The 23,414-nt window shown below is 62.1% G+C and carries 18 protein-coding genes; 14 read left to right on the top strand and 4 right to left on the bottom strand.

Features of this window, described 5'->3' with window-relative positions; all coding sequences use genetic code 11:
• Positions 1–1,158: a dTDP-glucose 4,6-dehydratase gene (gene rfbB, locus EN874_RS18015; RefSeq protein WP_245513610.1), complete on the top strand. Its 1,158-nt coding sequence runs from the start codon at positions 1–3 to the stop codon at positions 1,156–1,158.
• A complete protein-coding gene (gene rfbD, locus EN874_RS18010; RefSeq protein WP_127426302.1) occupies positions 1,155–2,063 on the top strand; it encodes a dTDP-4-dehydrorhamnose reductase in 909 nt (302 codons plus the stop codon). Before rfbB ends, rfbD begins: the two co-directional genes overlap by 4 nt.
• A gap of 15 nt (positions 2,064–2,078) precedes the next feature.
• Here rfbD and EN874_RS18005 read toward each other — a convergent pair whose 3' ends face one another.
• Together EN874_RS18005 and EN874_RS18000 are read right to left on the bottom strand one after the other, a co-directional pair.
• A complete protein-coding gene (locus EN874_RS18005) occupies positions 2,079–2,822 on the bottom strand; it encodes an ABC transporter ATP-binding protein (RefSeq protein ID WP_127426473.1) in 744 nt (247 codons plus the stop codon).
• A gap of 4 nt (positions 2,823–2,826) precedes the next feature.
• Positions 2,827–3,618, bottom strand: coding sequence for an ABC transporter permease (locus EN874_RS18000; protein WP_245513609.1), 792 nt, complete (start codon positions 3,616–3,618; stop codon positions 2,827–2,829).
• A gap of 414 nt (positions 3,619–4,032) precedes the next feature.
• Between EN874_RS18000 and EN874_RS17995 the strand changes: the two genes are divergently transcribed.
• The 9 genes from EN874_RS17995 to EN874_RS17955 all read left to right on the top strand — a co-directional run bounded on the left by EN874_RS17995 (position 4,033) and on the right by EN874_RS17955 (position 17,102).
• Positions 4,033–8,670 carry a glycosyltransferase gene (locus EN874_RS17995; RefSeq protein WP_127426301.1) on the top strand — a complete coding sequence of 1,546 codons (4,638 nt, stop codon included), beginning with the start codon at positions 4,033–4,035 and terminating at the stop codon, positions 8,668–8,670.
• Positions 8,671–8,710: 40 nt separating this feature from the next.
• The gene (gene rfbF / locus EN874_RS17990; RefSeq protein WP_126085185.1) at positions 8,711–9,481 is read left to right on the top strand and encodes a glucose-1-phosphate cytidylyltransferase; all 771 of its coding nucleotides are present in this window, start codon (positions 8,711–8,713) and stop codon (positions 9,479–9,481) included.
• The gene (rfbG, locus tag EN874_RS17985) at positions 9,478–10,557 is read left to right on the top strand and encodes a CDP-glucose 4,6-dehydratase (RefSeq protein WP_127426300.1); all 1,080 of its coding nucleotides are present in this window, start codon (positions 9,478–9,480) and stop codon (positions 10,555–10,557) included. Before rfbF ends, rfbG begins: the two co-directional genes overlap by 4 nt.
• On the top strand, positions 10,554–11,117 hold the full coding sequence (locus EN874_RS17980) for a dTDP-4-dehydrorhamnose 3,5-epimerase family protein (RefSeq protein WP_127426299.1): 564 nt from the start codon (positions 10,554–10,556) through the stop codon (positions 11,115–11,117). Before rfbG ends, EN874_RS17980 begins: the two co-directional genes overlap by 4 nt.
• Positions 11,114–12,340: a class I SAM-dependent methyltransferase gene (locus EN874_RS17975; protein ID WP_127426298.1), complete on the top strand. Its 1,227-nt coding sequence runs from the start codon at positions 11,114–11,116 to the stop codon at positions 12,338–12,340. The genes EN874_RS17980 and EN874_RS17975 overlap by 4 nt, the downstream gene beginning before the upstream one ends.
• Positions 12,340–13,230, top strand: coding sequence for an NAD(P)-dependent oxidoreductase (locus EN874_RS17970; protein ID WP_127426297.1), 891 nt, complete (start codon positions 12,340–12,342; stop codon positions 13,228–13,230). Before EN874_RS17975 ends, EN874_RS17970 begins: the two co-directional genes overlap by 1 nt.
• Before the next feature lie 167 nt (positions 13,231–13,397).
• Positions 13,398–15,419, top strand: coding sequence for a nucleoside-diphosphate sugar epimerase/dehydratase (locus EN874_RS17965; protein ID WP_168247524.1), 2,022 nt, complete (start codon positions 13,398–13,400; stop codon positions 15,417–15,419).
• A gap of 231 nt (positions 15,420–15,650) precedes the next feature.
• Positions 15,651–16,562, top strand: a complete 912-nt coding sequence (locus EN874_RS17960; RefSeq protein WP_245513608.1) for a glycosyltransferase family 2 protein — start codon at positions 15,651–15,653, stop codon at positions 16,560–16,562.
• Between the two features lie 45 nt (positions 16,563–16,607).
• Positions 16,608–17,102, top strand: a complete 495-nt coding sequence (locus EN874_RS17955; RefSeq protein WP_127426470.1) for a sugar transferase — start codon at positions 16,608–16,610, stop codon at positions 17,100–17,102.
• Here EN874_RS17955 and EN874_RS17950 read toward each other — a convergent pair.
• A complete protein-coding gene (locus EN874_RS17950; protein WP_127426295.1) occupies positions 17,090–18,031 on the bottom strand; it encodes an NAD-dependent epimerase/dehydratase family protein in 942 nt (313 codons plus the stop codon). The genes EN874_RS17955 and EN874_RS17950 overlap by 13 nt on opposite strands.
• A complete protein-coding gene (locus EN874_RS17945) occupies positions 18,028–19,320 on the bottom strand; it encodes an O-antigen ligase family protein (RefSeq protein ID WP_127426294.1) in 1,293 nt (430 codons plus the stop codon). The genes EN874_RS17950 and EN874_RS17945 overlap by 4 nt, the downstream gene beginning before the upstream one ends.
• Positions 19,321–19,770: 450 nt before the next feature.
• Here EN874_RS17945 and cysD point away from each other — a divergent pair, with 450 nt between their 5' ends.
• Genes cysD through cysQ form a run of 3 tightly spaced genes read left to right on the top strand, consistent with a single transcriptional unit; the run spans position 19,771 to position 23,412 of the window.
• Complete coding sequence (gene cysD, locus EN874_RS17940) at positions 19,771–20,676, top strand: sulfate adenylyltransferase subunit CysD (protein ID WP_127426293.1); 906 nt, start codon at positions 19,771–19,773, stop codon at positions 20,674–20,676.
• A 2-nt stretch (positions 20,677–20,678) separates the two neighbouring features.
• Complete coding sequence (gene cysN / locus EN874_RS17935) at positions 20,679–22,616, top strand: sulfate adenylyltransferase subunit CysN (protein WP_168247523.1); 1,938 nt, start codon at positions 20,679–20,681, stop codon at positions 22,614–22,616.
• Between the two features lie 10 nt (positions 22,617–22,626).
• The gene (gene cysQ / locus EN874_RS17930) at positions 22,627–23,412 is read left to right on the top strand and encodes a 3'(2'),5'-bisphosphate nucleotidase CysQ (protein WP_168247534.1); all 786 of its coding nucleotides are present in this window, start codon (positions 22,627–22,629) and stop codon (positions 23,410–23,412) included.
• Positions 23,413–23,414 lie beyond the last annotated feature (2 nt).

Below are 23,414 nucleotides of genomic sequence, written 5' to 3'. Positions count from 1 at the left end.
ATGAATTTCCTGGTCACCGGTGGCGCCGGCTTCATCGGCTCGGCCGTGTGCCGGCATCTATGCGCCAACCCGGCCTACCGCGTCACCAATCTCGACAAGCTGACCTACGCCGGCAACCTCGCTTCGCTCAGGTCGATCGAGAACGCGCACAACTACCGCTTCGAGCAGGCCGACATCTGCGACGAGCGCGCGGTGCTGGAAATCTTGCGCCGCGACGACATCGACATCGTCATGAACCTCGCCGCCGAGAGCCATGTCGACCGCTCGATCGACGGTCCCGGCGCCTTCATCGAGACCAACATCGTCGGCACCTATCGCATCCTGAACGCCGCGCTCGACTACTGGCGCGGGCTGCCCGGGGAGCGCAAGTCCGGCTTCCGTTTCCATCATGTCTCGACCGACGAGGTGTTCGGCGATCTGCCTTTCGACGGCGGCATGTTCGTCGAGGAGACGCCCTATGCGCCGTCCTCGCCCTATTCGGCTTCGAAGGCGGCGTCGGACCATCTGGTGCGGGCCTGGCATGAGACCTACGGCCTGCCGGTGGTGCTTTCCAATTGCTCGAACAATTACGGCCCCTATCATTTCCCGGAAAAACTGATCCCGCTGGTCGTCCTCAACGCGCTCGACGAGAAGCCGCTGCCGGTCTACGGCGCCGGCGCCAATGTGCGCGACTGGCTCTTCGTCGAAGACCATGCGCGCGCGCTCGAGCTTGTCGCCACGAAAGGGCAGCCGGGCGAGAGCTACAATGTCGGCGGCAATTCCGAACGCACCAATCTCGGCGTCGTCGAGACGATCTGCGATCTTCTCGACTTGAGGCGGCCGCGCGCAGGCGGCGCGAGCTATCGCGACCTGATCGCCTTCGTCACCGACCGCCCCGGCCACGACCGCCGCTACGCCATCGATGCCTCCAAGATCGCGCGCGATCTCGGCTGGGCGCCGCGGGAAGATTTCGACAGCGGCCTGGCGAGGACGGTCGACTGGTATCTCGACAACAAATGGTGGTGGGGGCCGATCCGCGAGCAGCGCTACAATGGCGAGCGGCTGGGCCAAGGCCCGAGTGAAAACGGTCCGATTGAAAACGGGAAGGTCGAACACAGCCCGATCGGGAGCGGCCCGATCGAGAACAGGAAGGCCGAAAGCGGCAAGGTGGCCACGTGAGGCTTGCCGTCACCGGGCGCGAAGGCCAGGTTGCCGCAAGCCTGATAGAGCGGGGCGGCAGGGATGTGGAGGTCGTCGCTATCGGCCGGCCGGTGCTCGACCTCACGCGGCCTGAGACGATCTTCGCCGCGCTCGAGGCGGCAAGGCCCGACATCGTCGTCTCGGCGGCGGCCTACACCGCTGTCGACCAGGCCGAGGACGAGAAGGACCTGGCCTTTGCGATCAATGCCGCAGGTGCCGGCAAGGTGGCCAAGGCGGCTGCGAAGTTCGGCGTGCCCGTCATCCAGCTCTCGACCGACTATGTCTTCGACGGATCCAAGGACGGCGCCTATGTCGAGACCGACAAGACCGCGCCGCTGGGCGTCTACGGTGCCTCCAAGCTCGCCGGCGAAGAAGCCGTCGCGGCGGCCAACCCGCGCCATCTCGTCCTGCGCACGGCCTGGGTCTACAGCCCGTTCGGCAGGAACTTCGTCAAGACGATGCTGAGGCTGGCTAGCGACCGCGACGAGGTTTCGGTCGTCGCCGATCAATGGGGGAATCCGACATCGGCCCTCGACATCGCCGACGCGATCCTGCACGCGGCAGCGAGGCTGCGAGACGACGAGAATTTCGCCGCCTTTGGCGTCTATCACCTCGCGGGCAGCGGCGAGACCAACTGGAGCGGCTTTGCCCGTCACATCCTGGACGCAAGTCGGGCGTTCGGCGGGCCGCATGCGAGCGTGCGCGATATCACGACGGCGGACTATCCGACGAAGGCGAAGCGGCCGGCCAATTCGCGGCTGTCGAGCGCGAAGTTTGCGGGCGTGTTTGGGTGGCGGGCACCGGAATGGCGGGCGGCGGCGGAGGAAGTGGTGCGCCGGCTGGTGGTTCAGTCCCGCGGATCGCGTCCATCTTCCACTGGATAGAGGGCGACGTCAGCCCTATCGACCGAAATATTCGTCCGCGATCGCTTTGGCCGGACCGTCCATCCTCACCCGGCCATGCTCAAGCCAAATCAACCGATCGCAGTTCCCCAGCAGCAGCTCTTTCGAATGGCTGGCCAGGATCAGGATTTTGGTCGAGCTCACGATCTCGTTAAGCCGTTGTCTTGCCCGATCCTTGAAATCTTCGTCGCCCGTCGACAGCCATTCGTCCATGATTAGAATTTCGGGCCGGATGGACGTTGAAGTTGCGAAGGCCAGCCTAAGCTGCATTCCCGACGAATAGGTTCGGAAGGGCATATCGAGGAAATCCCCCAGCCCGGAGAATTCGGCAATCTCCTCATATTTCGCGCTGAGTTCCTTGGCCGTCATGCCCATCATGACAGCCCGCAATCGGATGTTTTCCCTGCCTGTGGCTTCGGGATCGATGCCGAGGCCGATGTTTATAAGCGAGACGCATTCGCCGTCGATTGCCGCGATTCCCGAAGTCGGCGCGTAGATGCCGGAAAGCAGCCGAAGCAGAGTGGTCTTGCCGGAGCCGTTGTGGCCGACAAGGCCCACCCGCTCGCCCTCGTGGATTGCGAGGTCAATCTCATCGAGGCCTTTGACGACCACGAGCCCGTCGAATCGTCTTTCGATTGCGCCGCCGGTCGCAACCGTTAGAACGCGGTTCTTCAAGGACCGGCTGGCTGCGTTGTAGACGGGGAAGGAGACCGAGGCCCTCTCGAGGCGAATCTTAGCCATGCACTCACAACCAGTACGGGATGCGCTTGCGATAGCGGCCGAAAAACCACAATGCGAACAGCCATCCAAGGATCGACGTCGTTATCGCGTAAAGCCAGGTGACTGAGGACGGAATCTCACCCAGCAACGGCGCGCGGATCAGCGTAATCAAATGGTAGAACGGATTCAAATCGAAGAAGTACGCCGGAAAGTTTGCCGGGAGCGTCTTCATTTGCCAGACGATTGGAGTGGCGTAGAAAATAACTTGAAGCAAATTTTGCACGACCTGCGTCATATCCCGGAAACGAGCGCAAATCGTTGCGAGAACAAGCATCATCCACAGAAGGTTTATGGAAACGACGACAAACCCCGGCAGTGCTATCAATGCCGCCCATGAGATGGGAGCCGACACAGCGATCAGAGCTACGGGAACGATAACCAGATTGTGCGCGAAAACTATGATGTTTCGCCAGAGTGATCTCATCACATGCGTGAACAGAGGCATTCGGACCTGAAGAATGATGCCTTCGGCGCTTATGAAGCTGGCGCAACCATCGCTCAGGCAGGTTGAGATAAAACTCCAGACGATCAGGCCGCAGCCGACAAACGGAAGGAACTCCTGCATCGGCGCCCGAAAAAGGTTGCCGAAAATGAGTCCGAGCGCACCGATCATCACGCCCATATTGATGGTGAGCCAGAATGCTCCGATCCGTGACCGGCGGTAGCGCTGGGCTACATCCTGCCACCCAAACGTCGTTGCCAGGTGGCGCTTCCGGACCGCTTCGCCGATGTCGGCGACAGCGTCGGAAAAAGTCATAACTGTCATTTCATTGGTCAATTCGGAGAAACTCGGTGAAGCTCAAGAGACAAATCCGGAGCTGGTACGGTCCGTGATGGAACTCATGTTTGCGTTCCAAATGATGTCACCAACAACGTGCCTCTCGCTGGAATAGAGAGCCATCAATTTGATTGGGGCGATGCACAGCACGGAGCAGCATCAGACCCAGCTTGATTTCCGGTCGACCCACCCGCGTTCGACGACTTTGAGCGCCGCCGCTACCCTCGAAGCCAGCTATTGCTTCTGGCTGGTCGGTCCTCTATCACGGCCTCGAATTCAAATGCAAGGATCATGACCCGCGCGGGAGAGCGTGGACTGTTGGGGGCGTGGCAGTCGAGGCTGCCGACGTTGGCTGGGAAATCTCAACAGAGCGGTGAACCGCGAAGATGCTGAATGAAGCAAAGATCACTCAATGAGCTATTTGACGCGCATCGAGGCAAAGTTTCCGACAAGTGGGAACATTGCCTCAATATGTACGAGAGGCTCTTCCAGCCACTACGCCGCAAGCCGCTGCATCTTCTCGAAATCGGCATACAGAACGGCGGTTCGCTTGAAATTTGGGCAAAATATTTCCAGCATGCCCGGACGATAACGGGCGTCGATATCGATCGAGCGGTCGGCCAGCTGACCTTCGCTGACGCGCGCGTCAAGGCGATTGTCGCCGACGCTACGGACCCCGCGTGGTGCGATACGCTTGCGCCGCCGCTCGACGTGGTGATCGACGACGGCTCGCACCAGTCCAGCGACATGATCAAGTCCTTCCTGCTGCTGTTTCCAAAGCTGGCGCCGGACGGAATCTACGTCGTGGAGGACATGCAATGCAGCTACTATCCCGAGTATCAAGGGGGACTCTTCACACCCGGCTCGGCGATGTCCTTCTTCAAACGCCTCGCCGATGTCATCAATCATGAACATTGGGATGTGGACCAGCGTTCACGGGAACTCCTCATTCCAATTCTCGATCGTCACGCTATCGGCGCGCGTGATCTCGACTGGCTCGATACGATCGATTCAATAGAGTTCACAAACTCCTGCGTCGTCCTGCGCAAGCGTTTGCCGGAAGACGCCCGGCTGGGCCGGCAGCGGGTTCGTGGCGCGATCGAATCGGTTGTGCCGGGCCGGCTGCAATATGAAGGTCGGATGTATGAGCGGGCGCGCTTCACCACTCTGCCTCCCCTTACGCCGAGGGCGATCCATCCCGAGGACGCAATCGCGAATTTGGAGGCGGAGGTCGCCCGCCTCGACGAGCAGGCGCAGGGGTCCAGCGAGGACGCGCGCAGACTTGGTGAGCGACTTTCGTCGGCGGAGAACGAGTTGTCGAGGTCGCACGAAGCAAGCGCGGAGCTGCAGGAGGCGCTGGCAAATGCCGGGGAAACAATCAAGGCGTTTGAGAGGGAGCTTGATGCGCATCGGGAAGAGGCGGCGGCGCTGCAAGGTGAACTGCACTCGTATCGGGGAGAGATCGCGTCGCTGAGGGCCTCGACCAGTTGGCGAATAACCGGGCCGCTTCGAGCCGTCCGGGCGATTGCGCGCAAGATTGGTCGACCATTCGCCTCAGTTAGCCGCCTGGCGCTCAAACCACCGCAAGCGATGTCGCTCCTGTTGGCGCCTCGCGAGACGGTCCGGCTTGCCAAGACCATGCGCCGCCGCGTGGGCGGATTGCGGCCCCTGCTGCGGGTGGGCTGGACGGTGCTGCGGCGTGAGGGCGTGGCAGGCCTGTCGTCCCGATTGAGCCGTGCCGCCATGCAATTGGCTGGGACCAACGCTCTTGCCGGTGCCGAGGCAAGGCTTTTTTCCCGGCGCAGCATCTGGCGCCAGATGAATGGCAACGCCTCATCCTTTCTCGGCAAGCATGTCATCCCGGATTTCCGGGAAGTACCTGATCTCGCCGATGGCCGCCTCGAGCCCGGAGAGCTCCTCTTCTCGATTCTGACGCCGGTCTTCAACACCGACGACGCTGCATTGCGGGCGATGCTCGATTCCGTGGCAGGCCAATCCTTGGGGTCTTGGGAACAGATTCTGGTTGACGACGCATCCACGGATTCCCGTGTGGTGCGAACATTGCGGGAATATGCCGCCGCGGATTCGCGGTTCGCCGTGGTGGAATGCGACAGAAATCGCGGAATTTCGGAAGCGACGAACGAGGCCCGGCGGCGTGCGCGCGGCAGATATGTCGTTCTGCTCGATCACGACGATACGCTGCACCCCGACGCTTTGCTCGAGAATGCGCGTGTCATCTGCGCGTACCCCGAGGTCGATCTGATCTACAGCGACGAGGACAAGACCAACTCGGGCGGGGAGTTCTATTCGCCGTACTTCAAGCCGGACTGGTCTCCCGTGCACCTGCTGACCAGGATGTTTACGGGACATCTCTCCGTCTATCGCAAGACTCTGGTGGATGAGGTGGGCGGCTTTCGACCGGAATTCGATGGCACGCAAGATTATGATCTCGCGTTGCGGATTGCTGAAAAGACCAGGCGGATCGTTCATATACCGAGGGTGTTGTACCATTGGCGTGTCGGAGCCGGGAGCACCGCCGGCAATATAGAAGCCAAGACCGGAATATTGGATAAGCAGAAAAAGGCGCTTGAGGATTGCCTTCGGCGAAGGGGTATCGAAGGGAGCGTTCAGCCCACCGACTACCCCGGCAATTGGAGACCCGTTCCGGACTTGCCCAATCCTGCTCCATTGGTCTCCATCGTGATCCCAACGGCCGGCCGGGAAGGCATCATTCGGGGCCGGAATACGGACATCCTTCAAAACTGCCTGCGCAGCATCGCACGCTCCACATACCCGAACCTGGAGGTGGTGGTCTCATGCAACGGGCCGCTTTCGGCCGCGGCGGAGGAGGCGCTGCGAGCGTTTCCGCGACACACGCTCGTTCGCTATGAAAGTCCTGTTTTCAATCTCGCCGACAAGATCAACAAGGCTGCACGGGCGGCGCAAGGAGAATACCTTGTTCTGTTGAACGACGACATCGAGGTCAAGACGCCGGACTGGCTGGAAAACATGATGCGTATCTGTGCGCTCGACGGCGTCGGATGCGTAGGCGCGAAGCTTCTCTTCGAGAACAATACGCTTCAGCACGCCGGCGTGGTGCTCCAGGACTCCGGCCCGTCGCATGTGATGATCGGTCGGCGAGCCGATGAGCCCGGTCCCAACATGGAAGCCTGTCTGACACGCGAAGTGATCGCCGTGACCGGAGCGTGCATGATGGTTCGGTCCGGCCTGTTTTGGGAATTGGACGGCTTCGATGAAGAGTTCCCGCTGAACTACAACGACGTGGATTTCTGTTTGCGCCTGCGCGACCTGGGACACGGGGTTGTGCAGGAACCTTCGGCCGAGCTCTACCATTTCGAGTCCCTGTCCAAGGAAGGGGTCTTCTCGACGGAACTGGATCGGCTTGTCGCCCGCTGGGGCGAAATCGACGATCCCTACTACAACGTCAATTTCGATCGCTCGAACCCATGGTTTACTCCGAGGCCGGGCTGGAATTGGCGCGATCTTCGGTCGGAGGATTATCAGGCTTGGCTCGACCGGAGGGTGGCCGCGCGCATGCCGGTCACATTCAGCCCGGATCGGACAGAGGGACTGAAGCTGTCGGTCGTCACCTCGGTCTACAACACCGAACGCCGGTTCCTGCTTGAGCTCGCGCAATGCATCAACAACCAGAGCCATCAAAGGTTGGAATGGATCTTGGTCGACAACGGATCGACCGATCCCGACACGGCCGCGACGCTTCGAGAAGTCGCTTCGACGAGCGATCGTGCGACCCTTGTCCAGGTGGAAAAAAACAAGGGTATTTTGGGCGGCATGCGGGTCGGTCTCGAAAACGCGACGGGCGACTATATCCTTCCGATGGATTCCGACGACCTCGTCACCTCCGATGCCGCGGCGCTGATCTCAGCCTTTCTGATCGAGCGCGGTCTTCCGGAACTGATCTATTCGGACGAAGACAAATGCGGTGTGTATTCCTCACGCCACAGTCCCTTCATGAAGAGGGATTGGGATCCCGTCATGTTCTATGGCTGCTGCTACGTGGCGCACTTGTGTGCGATCCGCCGCGATACGGCGCTGAAACTGAACGCATACACCGATGACAAGGCGAACGGCTGTCATGATTGGGATACTTTCCTGAGGTTCATCCGTGATGGGGCCACTCCGGTTCATATGAACGAAGTCGTCTATTCGTGGCGCACGCACCCGCAATCGACGGCATCAGCCGATCCATCCGTGAAACCGTTTACGCTGGTTTCACAAAGCCATGTGCTGACACAGCACCTGCAGTTGCAACAACTCGCGGACCGCATCGAAATCGTCGAGAACGATCTGTTCGGGCACGCCGGCATGTGGCGGCTGCGGCGCAAGATCGGCGAATTGCCTGCGACGTTCGTGGTGGCAACGCACCAGAGTGGAGCCGACGGCAAGGTCGACAGCTCTGTGGGCACCGTATCCGAACTGATCGACATCGTTCGCGCAAAGTCGGGCGACCATGAATACATCGCGATCATGGATTCCGGGCTCATGATCGAAGACGCCGAGTGGATTTCCGAGGCGATCGGGCTGTGCGAGGTCCAGGACGATATCGCGTTTGTCGGCGGCACGTTGCATTCCGACGATGCGACCATGCTTTGGACCGGAGGCTATCGTGCTTACCGCAACGGCGAGACATGCCCGTACCATGGTCGCCCCTCCTACCATTCGGGCTATCATGGGGAGGCTTTTTTGCAGCGCAGTGTGGATACGTTCACGCCGATGTTCTGGCTGGCGCCCGCCAAGCGCCTGGAAAATCTCTGCAAAGACCTGCCGGATGGATTATCATTTGCCGAGTTGGCCGGGGCCCTTGCGGTGGAAGCCGCCGAGAAAGGATATCGAACCGTCGTTTCGCCGTTCATGAAAGCGACTGTCCGGGGTTCCGTCCGTGAACCTCCCTATCGCCCCGTGGTGCAATATCCGTTCCCCGATGGCAACGCATATTATCCATTGAGGATGTCACCAACAGCAGCCTGGGAACTGGGACCAGCAAACTAGGCACCTTCGACCGATATTTTACCGATGCATGGAGCTTGTGATGAAAGCGGTGATACTCGCCGGCGGACTTGGTACCCGATTGGCGGAAGAGACGTCCATTCGCCCGAAGCCGCTTGTTGAAATCGGCGGCAGGCCGATCCTTTGGCACATCATGAAGTGCTATTCGGCGCATGGAATAAATGAGTTCGTGGTCTGCTGTGGCTACAAGGGGTACATGATCAAGGAGTATTTCGCCAATTACTTCCTTCATATGTGCGACGTGACATTTGACATTGCCAACAATCAAATGACCACGCATCAGAGCCGTGCGGAGGATTGGAAGGTCACGCTCATCGACACCGGTGATGAAACCATGACCGGAGGCCGCCTTCGCCGCGTGCGGCAATTCATAGGGGAGGAGACGTTCTGTTTCACCTATGGCGACGGCGTCGGCGACGTCGACATCACCGCAACTGTCGAGTTCCATCGTCGTCACGGCAAGCTGGCGACGCTTACCGCCGCGACGCCGCCTGGCCGGTTTGGGGCGCTCAATCTGGACGGCCACGACGTGCGGTCATTTCAGGAAAAGCCGAAGGCGGACGGTGGGGTGATCAACGCCGGTTTCTTTGTGTTGGAGCCGCAGGTCATCGACCGTATCTCCGGCGACGCCACGGTTTGGGAACGGGAGCCGCTCGAGACCCTTGCTTCGGACGGTCAGCTGGCTGCCTGGCGCCACGAAGGCTTCTGGCAACCCATGGACACCTTGCGTGACCGCAATCAGCTCGAGGCCTTGTGGGCGAGCGGGAAAGCGCCGTGGCGGGTATGGCAATGACCGCAAGCGCAAAACCCAGCGCCGACTTCTGGTTCGGCAAGCGTGTCCTTGTGACGGGCCATACCGGTTTCAAGGGTGGTTGGCTTTGCATGTGGCTTTCGGGAATGGGGGCGAAGGTCACAGGCCTTTCGTTGGACCCATCCGGCGATCCGTCGCTCTACGGCGTCGCTGGTGTGAACAGGTTTCTTGAAGCGGATTTGCGCTGCGACATCCGCGACGCCGCCAAGCTGCGTGAGGCTGTTTTGTCCGCGGCGCCCGAGATCGTGCTGCATCTGGCGGCTCAACCGCTCGTGCGCCTCTCCTATGCCGATCCGCTCGCAACCTATGCAACGAACGTGATGGGCACGGCGCATCTCCTGGAGGCCGTGCGATACGCTTCGTCGGTCAAGGCAGTCGTCAATGTCACGACGGACAAATGCTACGAGAACCGCGAATGGGTTTGGGCCTATCGCGAGGACGAAGCGATGGGCGGCCATGACCCGTATTCGAGCAGCAAGGGCTGTTCCGAACTCGTGACCGCAGCATATCGCCGCTCGTTCCTCGCGGCCGCGGGCGTGGGCGTGGCGTCTGCGCGCGCCGGCAACGTCATAGGCGGCGGCGACTGGTCGGCCGACAGACTGGTGCCGGACTTCCTGCGCGCCATCGACCGAAACGAGAAGCTCGTCATCCGTTCGCCGGAAGCGACGCGGCCATGGCAGCACGTGCTCGAACCGCTGTCGGGCTATCTGTTGATCGCCGAAGCGTTGTGGCGCGACGGCGTCGGCTTCGCGGAAGGCTGGAATTTCGGGCCTGACGAGGATGATGCCAAGCCGGTGCGTTGGATCGTCGAGACGCTGCAGGCTCTGCTCCCGCGGATACGCTGGGAGATTTTCGACGGCGAGCGTCCGCATGAGGCGAACATGCTGGCGTTGTCGAGTTCAAAGGCACGCGCCAGACTCAACTGGCGCCCGCGCTGGAGGCTGCGCCGCGCGCTGGAAGAGACGGTTCGATGGCATGAGTCCTGGGCGCGCGGCGAGGACATGGCTGATTTGTGCCGCGAGCAGATCCGGGGTTATCTGGATACCCCTTTCTCATGAGCGCGCGCCTGTCGGTTGAGCAAACGCCCCTTGCCGGGCTTCTGGTGATCAGGCGCAATGTGCTAAGCGACCACCGCGGCTACCTGGAACGCTTGTTTTGCACCACGGAACTCGCCCCGTTCCTCGATGGGCGCAAGGTCGCCCAGGTCAATCACACGCTGACAAGGAACGCCGGCGCAGCCCGCGGCATGCACTTTCAGCGCCAGCCTTTTCAAGAGACGAAGATCGTGTCTTGCCTGCGCGGAGAGGTCTTCGACGTCGCCGTTGATCTTCGAAAGGGCTCCGCCACGTTTGGCAAATGGTATGGCACTGTCTTAAGCGCCGACAATCACAGCAGCCTTTACATCCCCGAAGGCTTCGCTCATGGCTTTCAGACGCTCTGCGGTGATTGCGAGATGCTCTATTTTCACACGGCTTCCTATTCCGCCGAGGCGGAGGGCGCCGTCAACATGCTCGATCCCGCGTTCGGAATCGAATGGCCGATGGCCATCACCGAGCGTTCCACCCGAGACGAATCCCATCCTTTCATCACAAGCGCATTCGAAGGCCTGGAAATATGATTTGTAGACACTGCCGAGCGCCCGTAACGCAGAGCTTCGTTGACCTGGGCAGCGCGCCCCCCTCGAATGCATATCTGACGGCAGAGGCGATGCGCGGTCCTGAAAAATGGTTTCCGCTGCGCGTTCTCGTCTGCACCCAGTGCTGGCTGGTGCAGACGGAGGATTTTGCCAGGTTTGACGAATTGTTTGACCATGAATACGCGTATTTTTCCAGCTTTTCGGCCTCGTGGCTCAGGCATTCCAAGCGCTATTGCGAGGCGATGACCGAGCGGTTCGGGCTCGATGCCGCGAGCCACGTGGTGGAAGTGGCGGCCAATGACGGCTATCTGCTGCAATATTTCAAAGCTGCCGGAATTCCGTGCCTGGGCATCGAGCCGACCGAAAGCACCGCCAGGGCAGCCCGCGAAAAGGGGATCGAGATCGTCCAGTCGTTTTTCGGCGAGGCGCTCGGCAAGAAACTGATGGCCGAGGGCCGGGGCGCCGACCTCACGGCTGCGAACAACGTGCTCGCCCATGTGCCGGACATCAATGATTTCGTGAAGGGGTTTGCAAGCATTCTGAAGCCGGACGGCGTTTCCACGTTCGAATTTCCATCCCTGCTCAATCTGCGTGATCTGGTCCAGTTCGACACGATCTACCATGAGCATTTCTCTTATCTGTCCTTGACCGCCGTGAACCAGATCTTCGATGTCAACGGTCTGTCTGTCTTCGATGTCGAGGAATTGCCGACCCACGGCGGCAGCCTGCGTGTGTTCGCGCAGAGGAAGGACACCGGATCGCGCGCGAAAAATCCCTCCGTTGCAGCGATGCTGCAACGTGAGGCATCGGCAGGCCTGTCTTCACGTGAAGGCTACGCTGGCTTCCAGCGAAGAACCGATGAGGCGAAGAATGCGCTCGTTTCGTTTTTGCTGGCGGCGCGCAACGACGGTAAAAAGGTGGTTGCCTACGGCGCCGCCGCGAAGGGCAACACGTTCCTCAACTATGCCGGCGTCCGCCCGGATCTGATAAGCGTTGTGGTGGACCTCAATCCCGCCAAACAGGGGAAGTTCATGCCCGGAAGCCGAATTCCGATAGCGGGCGAGGAAAAGATCCGCGACGAGAAGCCGGACTATATTGTTATCCTTCCATGGAACCTGTCTGAAGAGATTGCCACCCAACTCGCATACGCGCGCGAATGGGGTGCCTCCTTTGTGACGTCCATACCCGAACTCAAGGTGTTCTGATGCGGGTCGCGGTGACGGGCGCGACCGGTTTCATTGGACGCCATGTCCTGGCCGAACTGCGCCGGCGGGGTCATGAAACGACCGTCTGCGTGCGCGATGCGTCACATCTGCCGGGTCAACTCCTGCATACGGGGACGGAAGTCCGGGAGATCGCTATAGGCGCCGGCGATGAGCCGGACTGGCCGGACCTGGGTTCGCCGGATGTGCTTATCCACCTCGCATGGGGCGGATTGCCGAACTATCATTCGCTGCACCATTTCGAGAAAGAGCTCCCCGCGCAATATTCATTCCTCGCTCGACTTGTAAAAACCGGGTTGCCGACGCTGGCTGTAGCAGGCACGTGCTTTGAGTATGGCATGCAATCCGGAGCTCTTGGCGAGGATCACATATGCCTGCCGGGCAATTGCTACGGGTTTTCCAAAAACGCCTTGCACAACCAGCTGCAATTTCTCTCCAAGACGCATGGTTTCAATCTCGTCTGGGCAAGGCTGTTTTACCTGTATGGAGAGGGGCAGTCTTCCAACTCGCTTCTTTCTCAATTGCGCCAAGCGGTCATGGAAGGGAGAGAAGTCTTCGACATGTCGGGCGGGGAGCAGTTGCGCGACTATCTGCCGGTAACGACGGTCGCGGAACTTCTTACTAAACTTGCCACGCTGGGGCAGAATATTGGCCCTATCAACATCTGTTCGGGAAAACCTGTTTCGGTGCGCAGGCTGGTCGAGACCTGGATTCGTGAAAATGGCTGGAAGATAGAACTCAACCTTGGACATTATCCCTATCCGGACTACGAGCCGCTGGCCTTCTGGGGGAAGGCCGACAAGCTTTCGGCGATTATTTCCACGGTCGGAGGGCCGCCAGGTGGCGCGGCGGCGCCGCACTCCGGTCCTTAACAACCTCCCGCCCCAAAAAACCTCTGGCGGTCCCCCGAACTCCGCGCTAATGCGGTAACCGGGTGACGGGGTTGGGGATTGCAATCTGGAGTCGTGGCGGACGACGATGGTCGATCCGGCGCTATTCTGGTAGTCATATTCCCGCGCCTGGAGTTCAGTACCACCCAATGACCGCATACGTAGAAGCCGTATCGGGCATCCGACCGAAGATGCGGCGCGCCATCATCATGATGCAGGACCTTGTCATGGTCCTGGCTTCGGTGGCGCTTAGCCTCATCCTATCGCAGTCGCGGCTTTCCTTCGACGCGTTCTCTTACGGCGGGTTGGCCTGCTGGGTGCTCATCGTGCTCACTGCCCATCTGCTGTTTCGCTATTGCGGCCTCTACAACACTGTGTGGCGCTTTGCTTCCACGCCCGATTTCTTCAACATCCTGAAGGGCTGCGGCAGCCTGACCGTCGTCCTTTATTTGGCCTCGATTGCCTTCCGCTCCTTTTTCCAGCCGGTCGCCGGGCTCAACGAGCGCCAGTTCATCGTCTTCTTCCTGGTTTCCTTCACCATCATTTCGGCGCCCAGGCTTTACTATCGCTTCCTCCGCGACGGCGCGTCCTGGCGCATCCTGCGCCGCGCTCCCGGCGACGCGCCGATCAAGCAGGCGCTGTTCATCGGCCGGCTGAGCGAGGCCGACGTGATCGTCCGCTTCACCCGCACGGCCGTGCCGGCCGAATACGCCATCGCCGGCATCATGGCGACCGAGAGCGACGCGCCGCTCGGCACCCAGATCCAGGGCGTTCCGGTCGTGGCGCTCATGCCGCGCCTGGTCGAAGTGCTGGAAGAGTATGTCAACGGCACGGAAAACCTCGACCTGCTGATCTTCGGCAAGGGGGTCGAGCGCGAGATCGAGGATTATGCCGAGCTGGTGCGCGTCGCCCGCCACAGCGGCATCGCCGTCGTGCAGTTTTCCGGCCTTTCGGAACTGGGGCAGGGCGGCAAGCTGGTTCTCGATGCGGTCGAGATGGAAACCATCATGCGCCGTTCGGCGGTCGCCACCGACACGGCGCGCATCGGCGCCTTCGTCGGCGGCAAGCGCGTGCTGGTCACCGGCGGCGCCGGCTCCATCGGCCGTGTCCTGGTGAAGCGCTCGTTGGAGCTCGGCGCCGAGGCGGTGCTGGTGGCCGACAATTCCGAATTCGGCATTTTCCAGCTCGATCAGCTGATCGAGGAAAGAGACCGCGACCGGCTGGCCAGCCGCATCGTCGACGTCACCGACCGGGCTCACATGATGCGCCTCGTCAGCGAGTTCAAACCCTCGATCATCTTTCACGCCGCGGCGCTGAAGCATGTGCCGCTGCTGGAAGAGAACTGGGAAGCGGCGATCGAGACGAATGTCTTCGGCACGCTCGCCTGCGCCGAGGTCGCGGCCGAATGCGGGGTGCCGCAGTTCCTTTTGATTTCCAGCGACAAGGCCGTCGATCCGAGCTCCGTGCTTGGCGTCACCAAACGGGCGGCCGAGCAGATCGTATCCTCGCTGCATGAAACCCATGCCGCGCCGCCGCCCTTCTATACCGGCGGGCTGAACGGCCACCATGGCGGCGTCCCAGGCACCAAATTCATTGCCGTGCGCTTCGGCAATGTCTTCGGCTCCAACGGCTCGGTGGCGACCATCTTCCAGGCGCAGATCGAGGCCGGCGGGCCGGTCACCATCACCGACCGGCGCATGACGCGCTATTTCATGACGGTGGCCGAGGCCGTCGATCTCGTCATCATGTCGGCCGCCGATGCCGAGCAGCGCCAGGGCAGGGACGACTACGCCATCTATATGCTCGACATGGGCAAGCCGGTGCCGATCCTCGAAGTCGCCGAGACCATGATCCGCATGGCCGGCAAGAGCCCCTATACCGACATTCCGATCCGCTTCACCGGCATCAGGCCAGGCGAGAAGCTGCACGAGACGCTGCATGGCGAGGGCGAAGAGGTCGTCAAGCTCGACATCGCCAAGATCTTCGGCCTCAGGACCGACGTCGCGCAATGGCCGAGGATCGAAGCCGCGCTGCCGGCGCTGGTGGCCGCCATGCATGACCAGGACAAGGCCGCGGCGCTTGCGATTCTGGCCGGGCTCTACCGGGCGGAGGACGACATTGGCGGCGCGTCCGAGCGGGCGGTGCCGAAAACGGCCGGACAGGTCGGTTGAGCATGTCTCCCGAAAGCGGAAACCGGTTTCGGGACAAAGACAGGCGTAAAATCAAAAACTTGAAGCATGTCTCCCGAAAGTGGAAACCGGTTTCGGACAAAGACATGCGTAAGATCAAAAACTTGAAGCCCACTATGCGCTTTAGGCCTGTGCCGCCCGCCAGCAATTGGCTATTGAAGCTTGTTCGAATGCCCAGCGAGTTTTGAGGCCGTGACAGGAAGAGATCAGCGCGTGGCCGTTCTCATGGGCACGAGGGACGGCGCGGCATTCATCGACGAGCAATTGGGATCCTTGCTCGCGCAATCCTGGCCTCATGTTGATCTCTGGGTCTCCGACGACGGCTCGACGGACGCCACGCCCGCAATCGTCGAGGCGTGGCGGTCCCGCTGGAGCAAGGGTTCCCTTACGCTGGTGCAGGGTCCGCAAAAGGGCTTCGCCGCCAACTTCCGCTCGATGGTCATCGATCCGCGCATCGATGCCGATTACTATGCCTTTTGCGACCAGGACGATGTCTGGGAGCCGGACCGGCTGGAGAGCGCCATTCGCTGGATGGAGGGAGAGGAAATGGCAACGCCGCTCCTGTTCTGCTCGCGCACGGCGACCATTTCCGAGACCGGCGTCCCGGCCGGCCATTCGCCGCTGTTCCGCCGCCCGCCGTCCTTCCGCAACGCGCTGGTGCAGAGCATCGCCGGCGGCAACACCATGCTCTTCAACCGCGCGGCGCGCGACCTTCTAGCGAAGGCTTCGGCGAGAACCGAATTCGTCAGCCATGACTGGTGGGCCTATCTCATCGTCACCGCCGCCGGCGGCAAGGTCCGCTACGAGCCGCGGCCGCTGGTCAGGTACCGGCAGCATGCGGCAAACCTGGTCGGCGCCAACGTCTCGTGGAGCGCGAGGCTTTCAAGGCTCGGGCGTCTGTTCCAGGGCCAGTTCGCCACTTGGACGGACAGCAATCTCAGGGGCCTAGCGGTCAACCGCGACCTCGTCACACGCGATGCGGCACTTTGCCTTCGCCTGTTCATCATGGCGCGCAAGGGCAGTGCTTTCAGGCGCTTCAGCCTGCTCGGCAAAAGCGGTGTCTACCGGCAGACCCTGATGGGGACGCTCGGGCTCTATCTCGCCTTTCTCTGGCAGCGTATCTGAGCCGTGACGGCAAAACGCGCTTTCGACCTGATTATCGCGGCCGTGATGCTGGCGCTGACGTCGCCGATCGTGCTGGTCGCCATGCTGGCGATCAGGGCGACATCGCCCGGACCGGCCGTTTTTTCGCAGCCGCGCGTCGGGCGGGAGGGCGCTGTCTTTGCCTGCCGCAAGCTGCGCACGATGCATCGGGACACCCCCGCCCTGCCCACCCACGAGGCGCCTGCCGGCTCGGTCACCGCGGTCGGCAAGGTGCTGCGCGCGACCAAGATCGACGAACTGCCGCAACTCTGGAACGTGCTCGAGGGCGAGATGAGCCTTGTCGGGCCCCGTCCATGCCTGCCGACGCAGACGGAGTTGATCGGACACCGGCAGCGGCTGGGCGTGCTGGCGGCGCTTCCGGGCATGACCGGGCTGGCGCAAATCAAGGGTATCGACATGTCCGACCCCAAACTCTGCGCCGAGACCGATGCCGCTTATCTGAAGGCCGCTTCGATCGGCTTCGACCTCAGGATATTGCTGGGGACACTCTACCGGGTCTGACCGGCCTTCTGTCGCGCCAGTTTCTCCAGCCGGCCGAGCGTATCGGCCTCGGGCATCCAGCCCTCTGAAATCAGCGGTGACGGGTCACAAATCTGTGTCGCCATCCAGGCTTCGTACGATGCTTGTCTGCCAAGCAGCATGGCCACCCGCCGGAACGGCCAGGCCGGCACGGCAAGAAAGCGGGCTGGAACGCCGTATCCGCGCCGGAACGCGGTGATGACCTCGGACATCGCAACTGGGGAAGCATCGGCCAAGACATAGGTCGGGCGCGGCGGCGTGGGGCGGGTCAAAAGATGCGCCACGGCGCCGGCCACCGCGTCCTGCGACAGCAACGAGCGAACTCCCGTGAGAAGGCCTGCAGGCAGTGGCAAGGCGGTGGCGGCGACCCGCATCAGCCCGCGCAGGTTTCCCTTCATGCCTTCCCCATAAACCGGCGGCAGGCGCAGCGCCGTCGCTCCAGCCCGATCCGCCGAGGCATAGGCTTCGAGCATCCTGACCTCGCCTTCCCCCTTGGAGCGGCCATAAGCGCATTGCGGGGCAGGGGGCGTTGTTTCGCTGATCGTGCCGCTGAAGCGGGGACCGGCGACGGCGCGGATCGAGGAGAGGTAGACAAAACGCCCGCCGGCACAGGCTGCTGCCGCCCTGGCCAGCCGCCCGGTCAGCGTTGCGTTGACGGCCTGGCAGTCGGCGTCGCTGGCACGACGGTCGTTGTTGAGCGCCGCGCAGTGAACGACATGCGTCACATCGCGCATCAGCGCCACAAAGGCTTCGTCGGCGGCATCGACGCCGGGCAGCCGGACGGCATCGTCCGCGGCCGGCAGCCTTTCCGGCTGGCGCGAGGCGACCCGCACGTCGAATCCGCCCTCCTGCAGCCTGCCGACGACCCGCCGCCCGATGAAGCCAGTCGCGCCGGTAACCAGAACCTTCATGATTCCCGGCCGGAGGTTGACGGGATAGCAACCGCGCCCTTGCCGGTCGGCGGCACCGTTCGTCCGCAGGCCAGATAGGTTCCGGAAACCAGGAACACCATCAGTGTCGAATCGAGAAGGTCCTGGCCGACCACGATGCCGGTCAGCCCGCCGACGAGATAGGTGATGACGGTGACAATGATCATTGTCGCACCAAACCGCTCCACCGGATCGGCGCTGAGGCGCAGCACCCTTGCCGCGTTCCGGGCCGCGACGATGAAGATCGCCGCCAGCGCCAGCGCCCCCAGCAAACCGGCCTGCACCGCCGCGGTCAGAAAGCCGTTGTGATAATGGTTGTAACCTGCGTCCATGCCGAATTGATCGTGAAAACCCTGTTTCATCAGCGCCCGGCTGCCCGAGACGCCATGGCCGAAAATCGGCATTTCGCGAAACGCGCCGACTCCGATTTCCCACATCGCCACGCGCAGGCCGAGCGCCGTCGAGTGGTCGCCCTTGGTGGTGAGCGCGTTCCAGTCGCTGAACAGGAAATCGGTGCGATCCATGATGACGGGGAAGCCGATGGCCGCGATCACCAGGCAGGCCGCGCCCGCGATCAGCGCCACGCGCATCAGATTGGCGCTGGCGAACCTGCGGCGATTGATCACGACGACGGCGATGGCGGCGATCGGCAGGGCAAGCCAGATGATGCGCGACCCCGAAAGAAGGATAGCCATCGTTCCCGCGAGCGCCGCGGCGGCCGGCAGCTTCCAGCCCTTCACGATTCCCGCAAGCGCGCCGGCAAGGCACGTCATGACGCCAAGGCACGTGACGGTCGCGAACACGATCGCATTTCCGGCGCCGCCCTCGGCCCTGGTGCCGATCCAGCTGTACTGGACGATGGCGAGCGCCAGCGCGCCGCAGCAGGCCGCGGCGCTTGCGAGTACGGCGATGCGCGCAAGGCTCACCTTGTCCGTGATGCTCCAGGTCGAATAGGAGATCGGGAAGAACAGCAAGGTGATCAGCGGCAGGAAATATTTCAGATCCGCCCCGAGCGCACCGTTGACGGCCGAAGCAAGCACCAGGGCCGCGCAATAGGCACAGATCGCCGCAGTCACGGCGAGCATGGCCCGGTCGATGTTGAGCTGCCGCCGCCCGAAGGCGAGCAGAAACACCGACCAGAGCGCGCCGCCATTGAAGACGAAGCTCACTACCGACCCCAGTACAGGCGGCGAAAAGAAGCAGACGATCGAGAAATAGATGTTGATCTGTGTCGGCGTGAGGTGGCGCCGGAACGATGTAAACGGGTTCAATGCCTTGCTTCGCAATCTTCCAGGTTGTGCGCAGACCCGCCAGGCTTCTAACAACTGCCCCGACCGATCCCGTTCTACCGCGCCTCGCCCCGTTCCCGCGCCGGTATAGCGGCTGGCTCCGGTCTCCGATAGGGCGACCGACGGATGTCTGCCAAAAATCGGCGGTCTGGACGAAAACTCCTGGAAGTCAATCTGGCCGATCGAAGCAAACAGGTTGTTCGGCCCCTTTCAATTGCTCAGCTTGTCTGGGAGAATTTTCCGACTTATCAGGCTCACTTGGAAAATTCATTCCCAAACCGCTATGCCCGGCGCGGGTCTTGCATTGTTATGGGCGATGGCGATCTGCTAGAACGCCCGCGAGAAGTGTCCAGGGCTTGACGGGCTGTTTTAGGAAACCGCGCCAACCGCTGCTGCAAGGCCTGGCCGGCACGAAAGAACGCTCAATAGTCCATGAATATCGCGCTCACTCACCTGCAGCGGCTCGAGGCCGAATCCATCCACATCTTCCGTGAGGTCGCGGCCTCTTTCTCCAAGCCTGTGATGCTCTACTCGGTCGGCAAGGATTCCTCCGTGCTGATGCATCTGGCGATGAAGGCCTTTTATCCGGCCAAGCCGCCGTTTCCCTTCCTGCATGTCGACACGACCTGGAAGTTTCGCGAAATGATCGCCTTTCGCGATCAGATGGCGCAGAAGCTCGGCTTCGACCTGCTCGTCCATGTCAACGAAGACGGCGTACGCGACGGCATCAACCCGTTCGATCACGGCTCGAATACCCATACTCATGTGATGAAGACGGTTGCGCTGCGCCAGGCGCTCGACAAATACGGCTTCGACGCCGCCTTCGGCGGCGCCCGCCGCGACGAGGAGAAGTCGCGCGCCAAGGAGCGCATCTTTTCCTTCCGCAATGCGCAGCACGCCTGGGACCCGAAGAACCAGCGGCCGGAAATGTGGAAGATCTTCAATACCCGCATCGCGCCGGGTGAATCGATCCGCGTCTTTCCGCTGTCCAACTGGACCGAGCTCGACATCTGGCAGTATATCTTGCAGGAGAACATCCCGATCGTGCCGCTCTATTTCGCCAAGGAGCGCCCGGTTGTCGAACGCGACGGCATGCTGATCATGAAGGACGATGACCGCATGCAGCTTCGCCCCGGCGAGACGGTCGAGAACCGTCTCGTACGCTTCCGCACGCTGGGCTGCTATCCGCTGACGGGCGCCATCGAATCGGACGCCGACACGCTTGAGGCCATCGTCGGCGAGATGCTGACCGCCCGCACCTCCGAACGCCAGGGCCGCCTCATCGACCGCGACGAGGCAGGGTCCATGGAAAAGAAGAAGCGCGAGGGGTATTTCTGACGATGCGCCACATCATGGCCAAGAGCCTCGCCCCTACAGACTCGATCCGCGACTACATGGCTTCGCAGGAGAAGAAGTCGCTGCTGCGCTTCCTTACCTGCGGTTCGGTCGACGACGGCAAGTCGACGCTGATCGGCCGGCTGCTTTCCGACACCAAGCAGATTTTCGAGGATCAACTCGCCGCGCTGGAGAATGACTCTCGCAAGCATGGCACCACCGGCGACGACATCGACTTCGCGCTGCTCGTCGACGGGCTGGAGGCCGAGCGCGAGCAGGGCATCACCATCGACGTCGCCTACCGCTTCTTCGCCACGCCGAAGCGCAAGTTCATCGTCGCCGACACGCCCGGCCACGAGCAGTACACGCGCAACATGGCGACGGGCGCCTCGACCGCCGATCTCGCCATCGTGCTGATCGATGCGCGCCAGGGCGTGCTGCGCCAGACCCGGCGCCATTCCATCATCGCCTCGCTGCTCGGCATCCGCCACATCGTGCTTGCCGTCAACAAGATCGACCTCGTCGGCTTCGACAAGACCGTGTTCGACAAGATCGTGGCGGACTACGGCGACTTCGCGAAGGGGCTGGGCTTCGCGAGCATCGTTCCGATCCCGATGTCGGCGCGCTTCGGCGACAACGTCACCAGCCGTTCCGAGCGCTCGCCCTGGTATTCCGGACCGTCGCTGATCGAGCATCTGGAAATCGTGTCCGTCGACGAGGCGGCCGTCGAGCTGCCGTTCCGCTTTCCGGTCCAATATGTGAACCGGCCGAACCTCGACTTCCGCGGTTTTGCCGGCACCATCGCTTCGGGCACGGTTTCGCAGGGCGACGAGGTCGTGGTCGCCAAGTCGGGCAGGGCCTCGCGCGTCAGGCGCATTGTCGCGCATGGCGGCGATCTCGAGCAGGCCGTCGCCGGCCAAGCCATCACGCTCGTCCTCGAGGATGAGGTTGAGGTGTCGCGCGGCAACATGCTGGTGTCGCCGGCCGCACGTCCGCAGGTCGCCGACCAGTTCGCCGCCAACATCGTCTGGTTCGACGAGCAGGCGCTGCTGCCCGGCCGCTCCTATATCCTGCGCACCGAGACCGATCAGGTCAGCGCCACCGTCACCGAGCTCAAATACCGCGTCAACGTCAACGATTTCGCGCATGAGGCGGCAAAGTCGCTCGACCTCAACGAGGTCGGCGTCTGCAACCTGTCGACCCGGGCGCCGATCGCCTTCGATCCCTTCGCCGAGAACCGCACGACCGGCGCCTTCATCCTGATAGATCGCATCAGCAACGCCACCGTCGGCGCCGGCATGATCCTGCATTCGCTGCGCCGCGCCGAAAACATCCACTGGCAATCGCTCGATGTCGGCAAGCGCGGCCGCTCCGACCTCAAGAACCAGCGCCCGGCGGTGTTCTGGTTCACCGGCCTGTCCGGCTCGGGCAAGTCGACCATCGCGAATCTCTTCGAAAGGAAGCTGTTCGCGTCCGGGCGCCACACCTACATCCTCGACGGCGACAATGTCCGCCACGGCCTCAATCGCGATCTCGGCTTCACCGACGCGGATCGCGTCGAGAACATCCGCCGCGTCGCCGAAGTGGCCAAGCTGATGGCCGATGCCGGCCTGATCGTCATCGTCTCCTTCATCTCGCCCTTCAGCGCCGAGCGGCGCATGGCGCGCGAGTTGATGGGCGAGGGCGAATTCGTCGAGGTGTTCGTCGACACGCCCTTCGAGGAATGCGCCCGCCGCGACCCGAAGGGCCTTTACGCGCGCGCCCTGAGCGGCGAGATCAAGAACTTCACCGGCGTCGATTCTCCCTATGAGGCGCCGGAGAATCCCGAAATCCACCTCGAGACTCTCGGCAGGAGCCCGCAGGAGATGGCGGAAGCCCTGGAACACTGGCTGACCGAGCGCGACATTGCCGAAGAGCAGTATGACAATGGCGGCGGTATCTGACGACGAAACGATGCTCGCCGTCTTCGAGCGTCTGGCGCTCGAGGCCGGCCGCGAGGTGATGCGCGTCTTCCACGAAGGCTGCGCCGTCGATGAGAAGTCCGACTCTTCGCCGGTGACGGAGGCTGACCGCGAAAGCGAGAAGATCATCCTGGCCGGCCTGCGCGCCGCTTATCCGGACATCCCTTGCGTGGCCGAGGAGGAGGTTGCGGCGGGCATCGCCACGCCCGACCTCGACGCCGCCTTCTTCCTCATCGATCCGCTCGACGGCACCAAGGAATTCGTCAATCGCCGCACCGATTTCACCGTCAACATCGCGCTGGTGCGCCACGGCGTGCCGGAAGTCGGCGTCGTCTTTGCGCCCTGCACCGGACGTTTCTTCTCCGGCCGGCCGGGCAAGGCGGAAGCGATCGAGGTCGACGCTGAGTTTCGCATCACCGAACGTCGGCCCATCACGGTGCGTGCAGGGGGCTCGCCGCTCGCCGTCGTCGCCAGCCGCTCGCACAACACGCCGGAGACCGAGGCCTTCATCCGCGACCTCGGCGCCGCCGAGATCGTCTCGATCGGCTCTTCGCTGAAATTCTGCCTGCTCGCCGCCGCCGAGGCCGACGTCTACCCGCGCTTCGGCCGCACCATGGAATGGGACACGGCGGCCGGCGACGCCGTGCTGCGCGCCGCCGGCGGAATGACGCGCACGCTGGACGGCGAGCCGCTCGTCTACGGCAAGCGCAACCAGGCGAACGACAGCGATTTCGCCAATCCGCATTTCATTGCGAGTGGGAAGAGCGCGCCTGCCTGAGA

This window comes from Mesorhizobium sp. M1D.F.Ca.ET.231.01.1.1 (assembly GCF_003999155.2).
Lineage (GTDB): Bacteria > Pseudomonadota > Alphaproteobacteria > Rhizobiales > Rhizobiaceae > Mesorhizobium.
This window is presented reverse-complemented; position numbering and strand designations above follow the sequence as displayed.

What these genes read in the sequence shown, in the direction of transcription:
- rfbB (WP_245513610.1), top strand. Translation starts at nt 1, where the DNA reads ATGAATTTCCTGGTCACCGGTGGCGCCGGCTTCATCGGCTCGGCCGTG.
- EN874_RS18005 (WP_127426473.1), bottom strand. Translation starts at nt 2,822, where the DNA reads ATGGCTAAGATTCGCCTCGAGAGGGCCTCGGTCTCCTTCCCCGTCTAC.
- EN874_RS18000 (WP_245513609.1), bottom strand. Translation starts at nt 3,618, where the DNA reads ATGACTTTTTCCGACGCTGTCGCCGACATCGGCGAAGCGGTCCGGAAG.
- EN874_RS17995 (WP_127426301.1), top strand. Translation starts at nt 4,033, where the DNA reads ATGAAGCAAAGATCACTCAATGAGCTATTTGACGCGCATCGAGGCAAA.
- rfbF (WP_126085185.1), top strand. Translation starts at nt 8,711, where the DNA reads ATGAAAGCGGTGATACTCGCCGGCGGACTTGGTACCCGATTGGCGGAA.
- rfbG (WP_127426300.1), top strand. Translation starts at nt 9,478, where the DNA reads ATGACCGCAAGCGCAAAACCCAGCGCCGACTTCTGGTTCGGCAAGCGT.
- EN874_RS17980 (WP_127426299.1), top strand. Translation starts at nt 10,554, where the DNA reads ATGAGCGCGCGCCTGTCGGTTGAGCAAACGCCCCTTGCCGGGCTTCTG.
- EN874_RS17975 (WP_127426298.1), top strand. Translation starts at nt 11,114, where the DNA reads ATGATTTGTAGACACTGCCGAGCGCCCGTAACGCAGAGCTTCGTTGAC.
- EN874_RS17970 (WP_127426297.1), top strand. Translation starts at nt 12,340, where the DNA reads ATGCGGGTCGCGGTGACGGGCGCGACCGGTTTCATTGGACGCCATGTC.
- EN874_RS17965 (WP_168247524.1), top strand. Translation starts at nt 13,398, where the DNA reads ATGACCGCATACGTAGAAGCCGTATCGGGCATCCGACCGAAGATGCGG.
- EN874_RS17955 (WP_127426470.1), top strand. Translation starts at nt 16,608, where the DNA reads ATGCTGGCGCTGACGTCGCCGATCGTGCTGGTCGCCATGCTGGCGATC.
- EN874_RS17950 (WP_127426295.1), bottom strand. Translation starts at nt 18,031, where the DNA reads ATGAAGGTTCTGGTTACCGGCGCGACTGGCTTCATCGGGCGGCGGGTC.
- cysD (WP_127426293.1), top strand. Translation starts at nt 19,771, where the DNA reads ATGAATATCGCGCTCACTCACCTGCAGCGGCTCGAGGCCGAATCCATC.
- cysN (WP_168247523.1), top strand. Translation starts at nt 20,679, where the DNA reads ATGCGCCACATCATGGCCAAGAGCCTCGCCCCTACAGACTCGATCCGC.
- cysQ (WP_168247534.1), top strand. Translation starts at nt 22,627, where the DNA reads ATGCTCGCCGTCTTCGAGCGTCTGGCGCTCGAGGCCGGCCGCGAGGTG.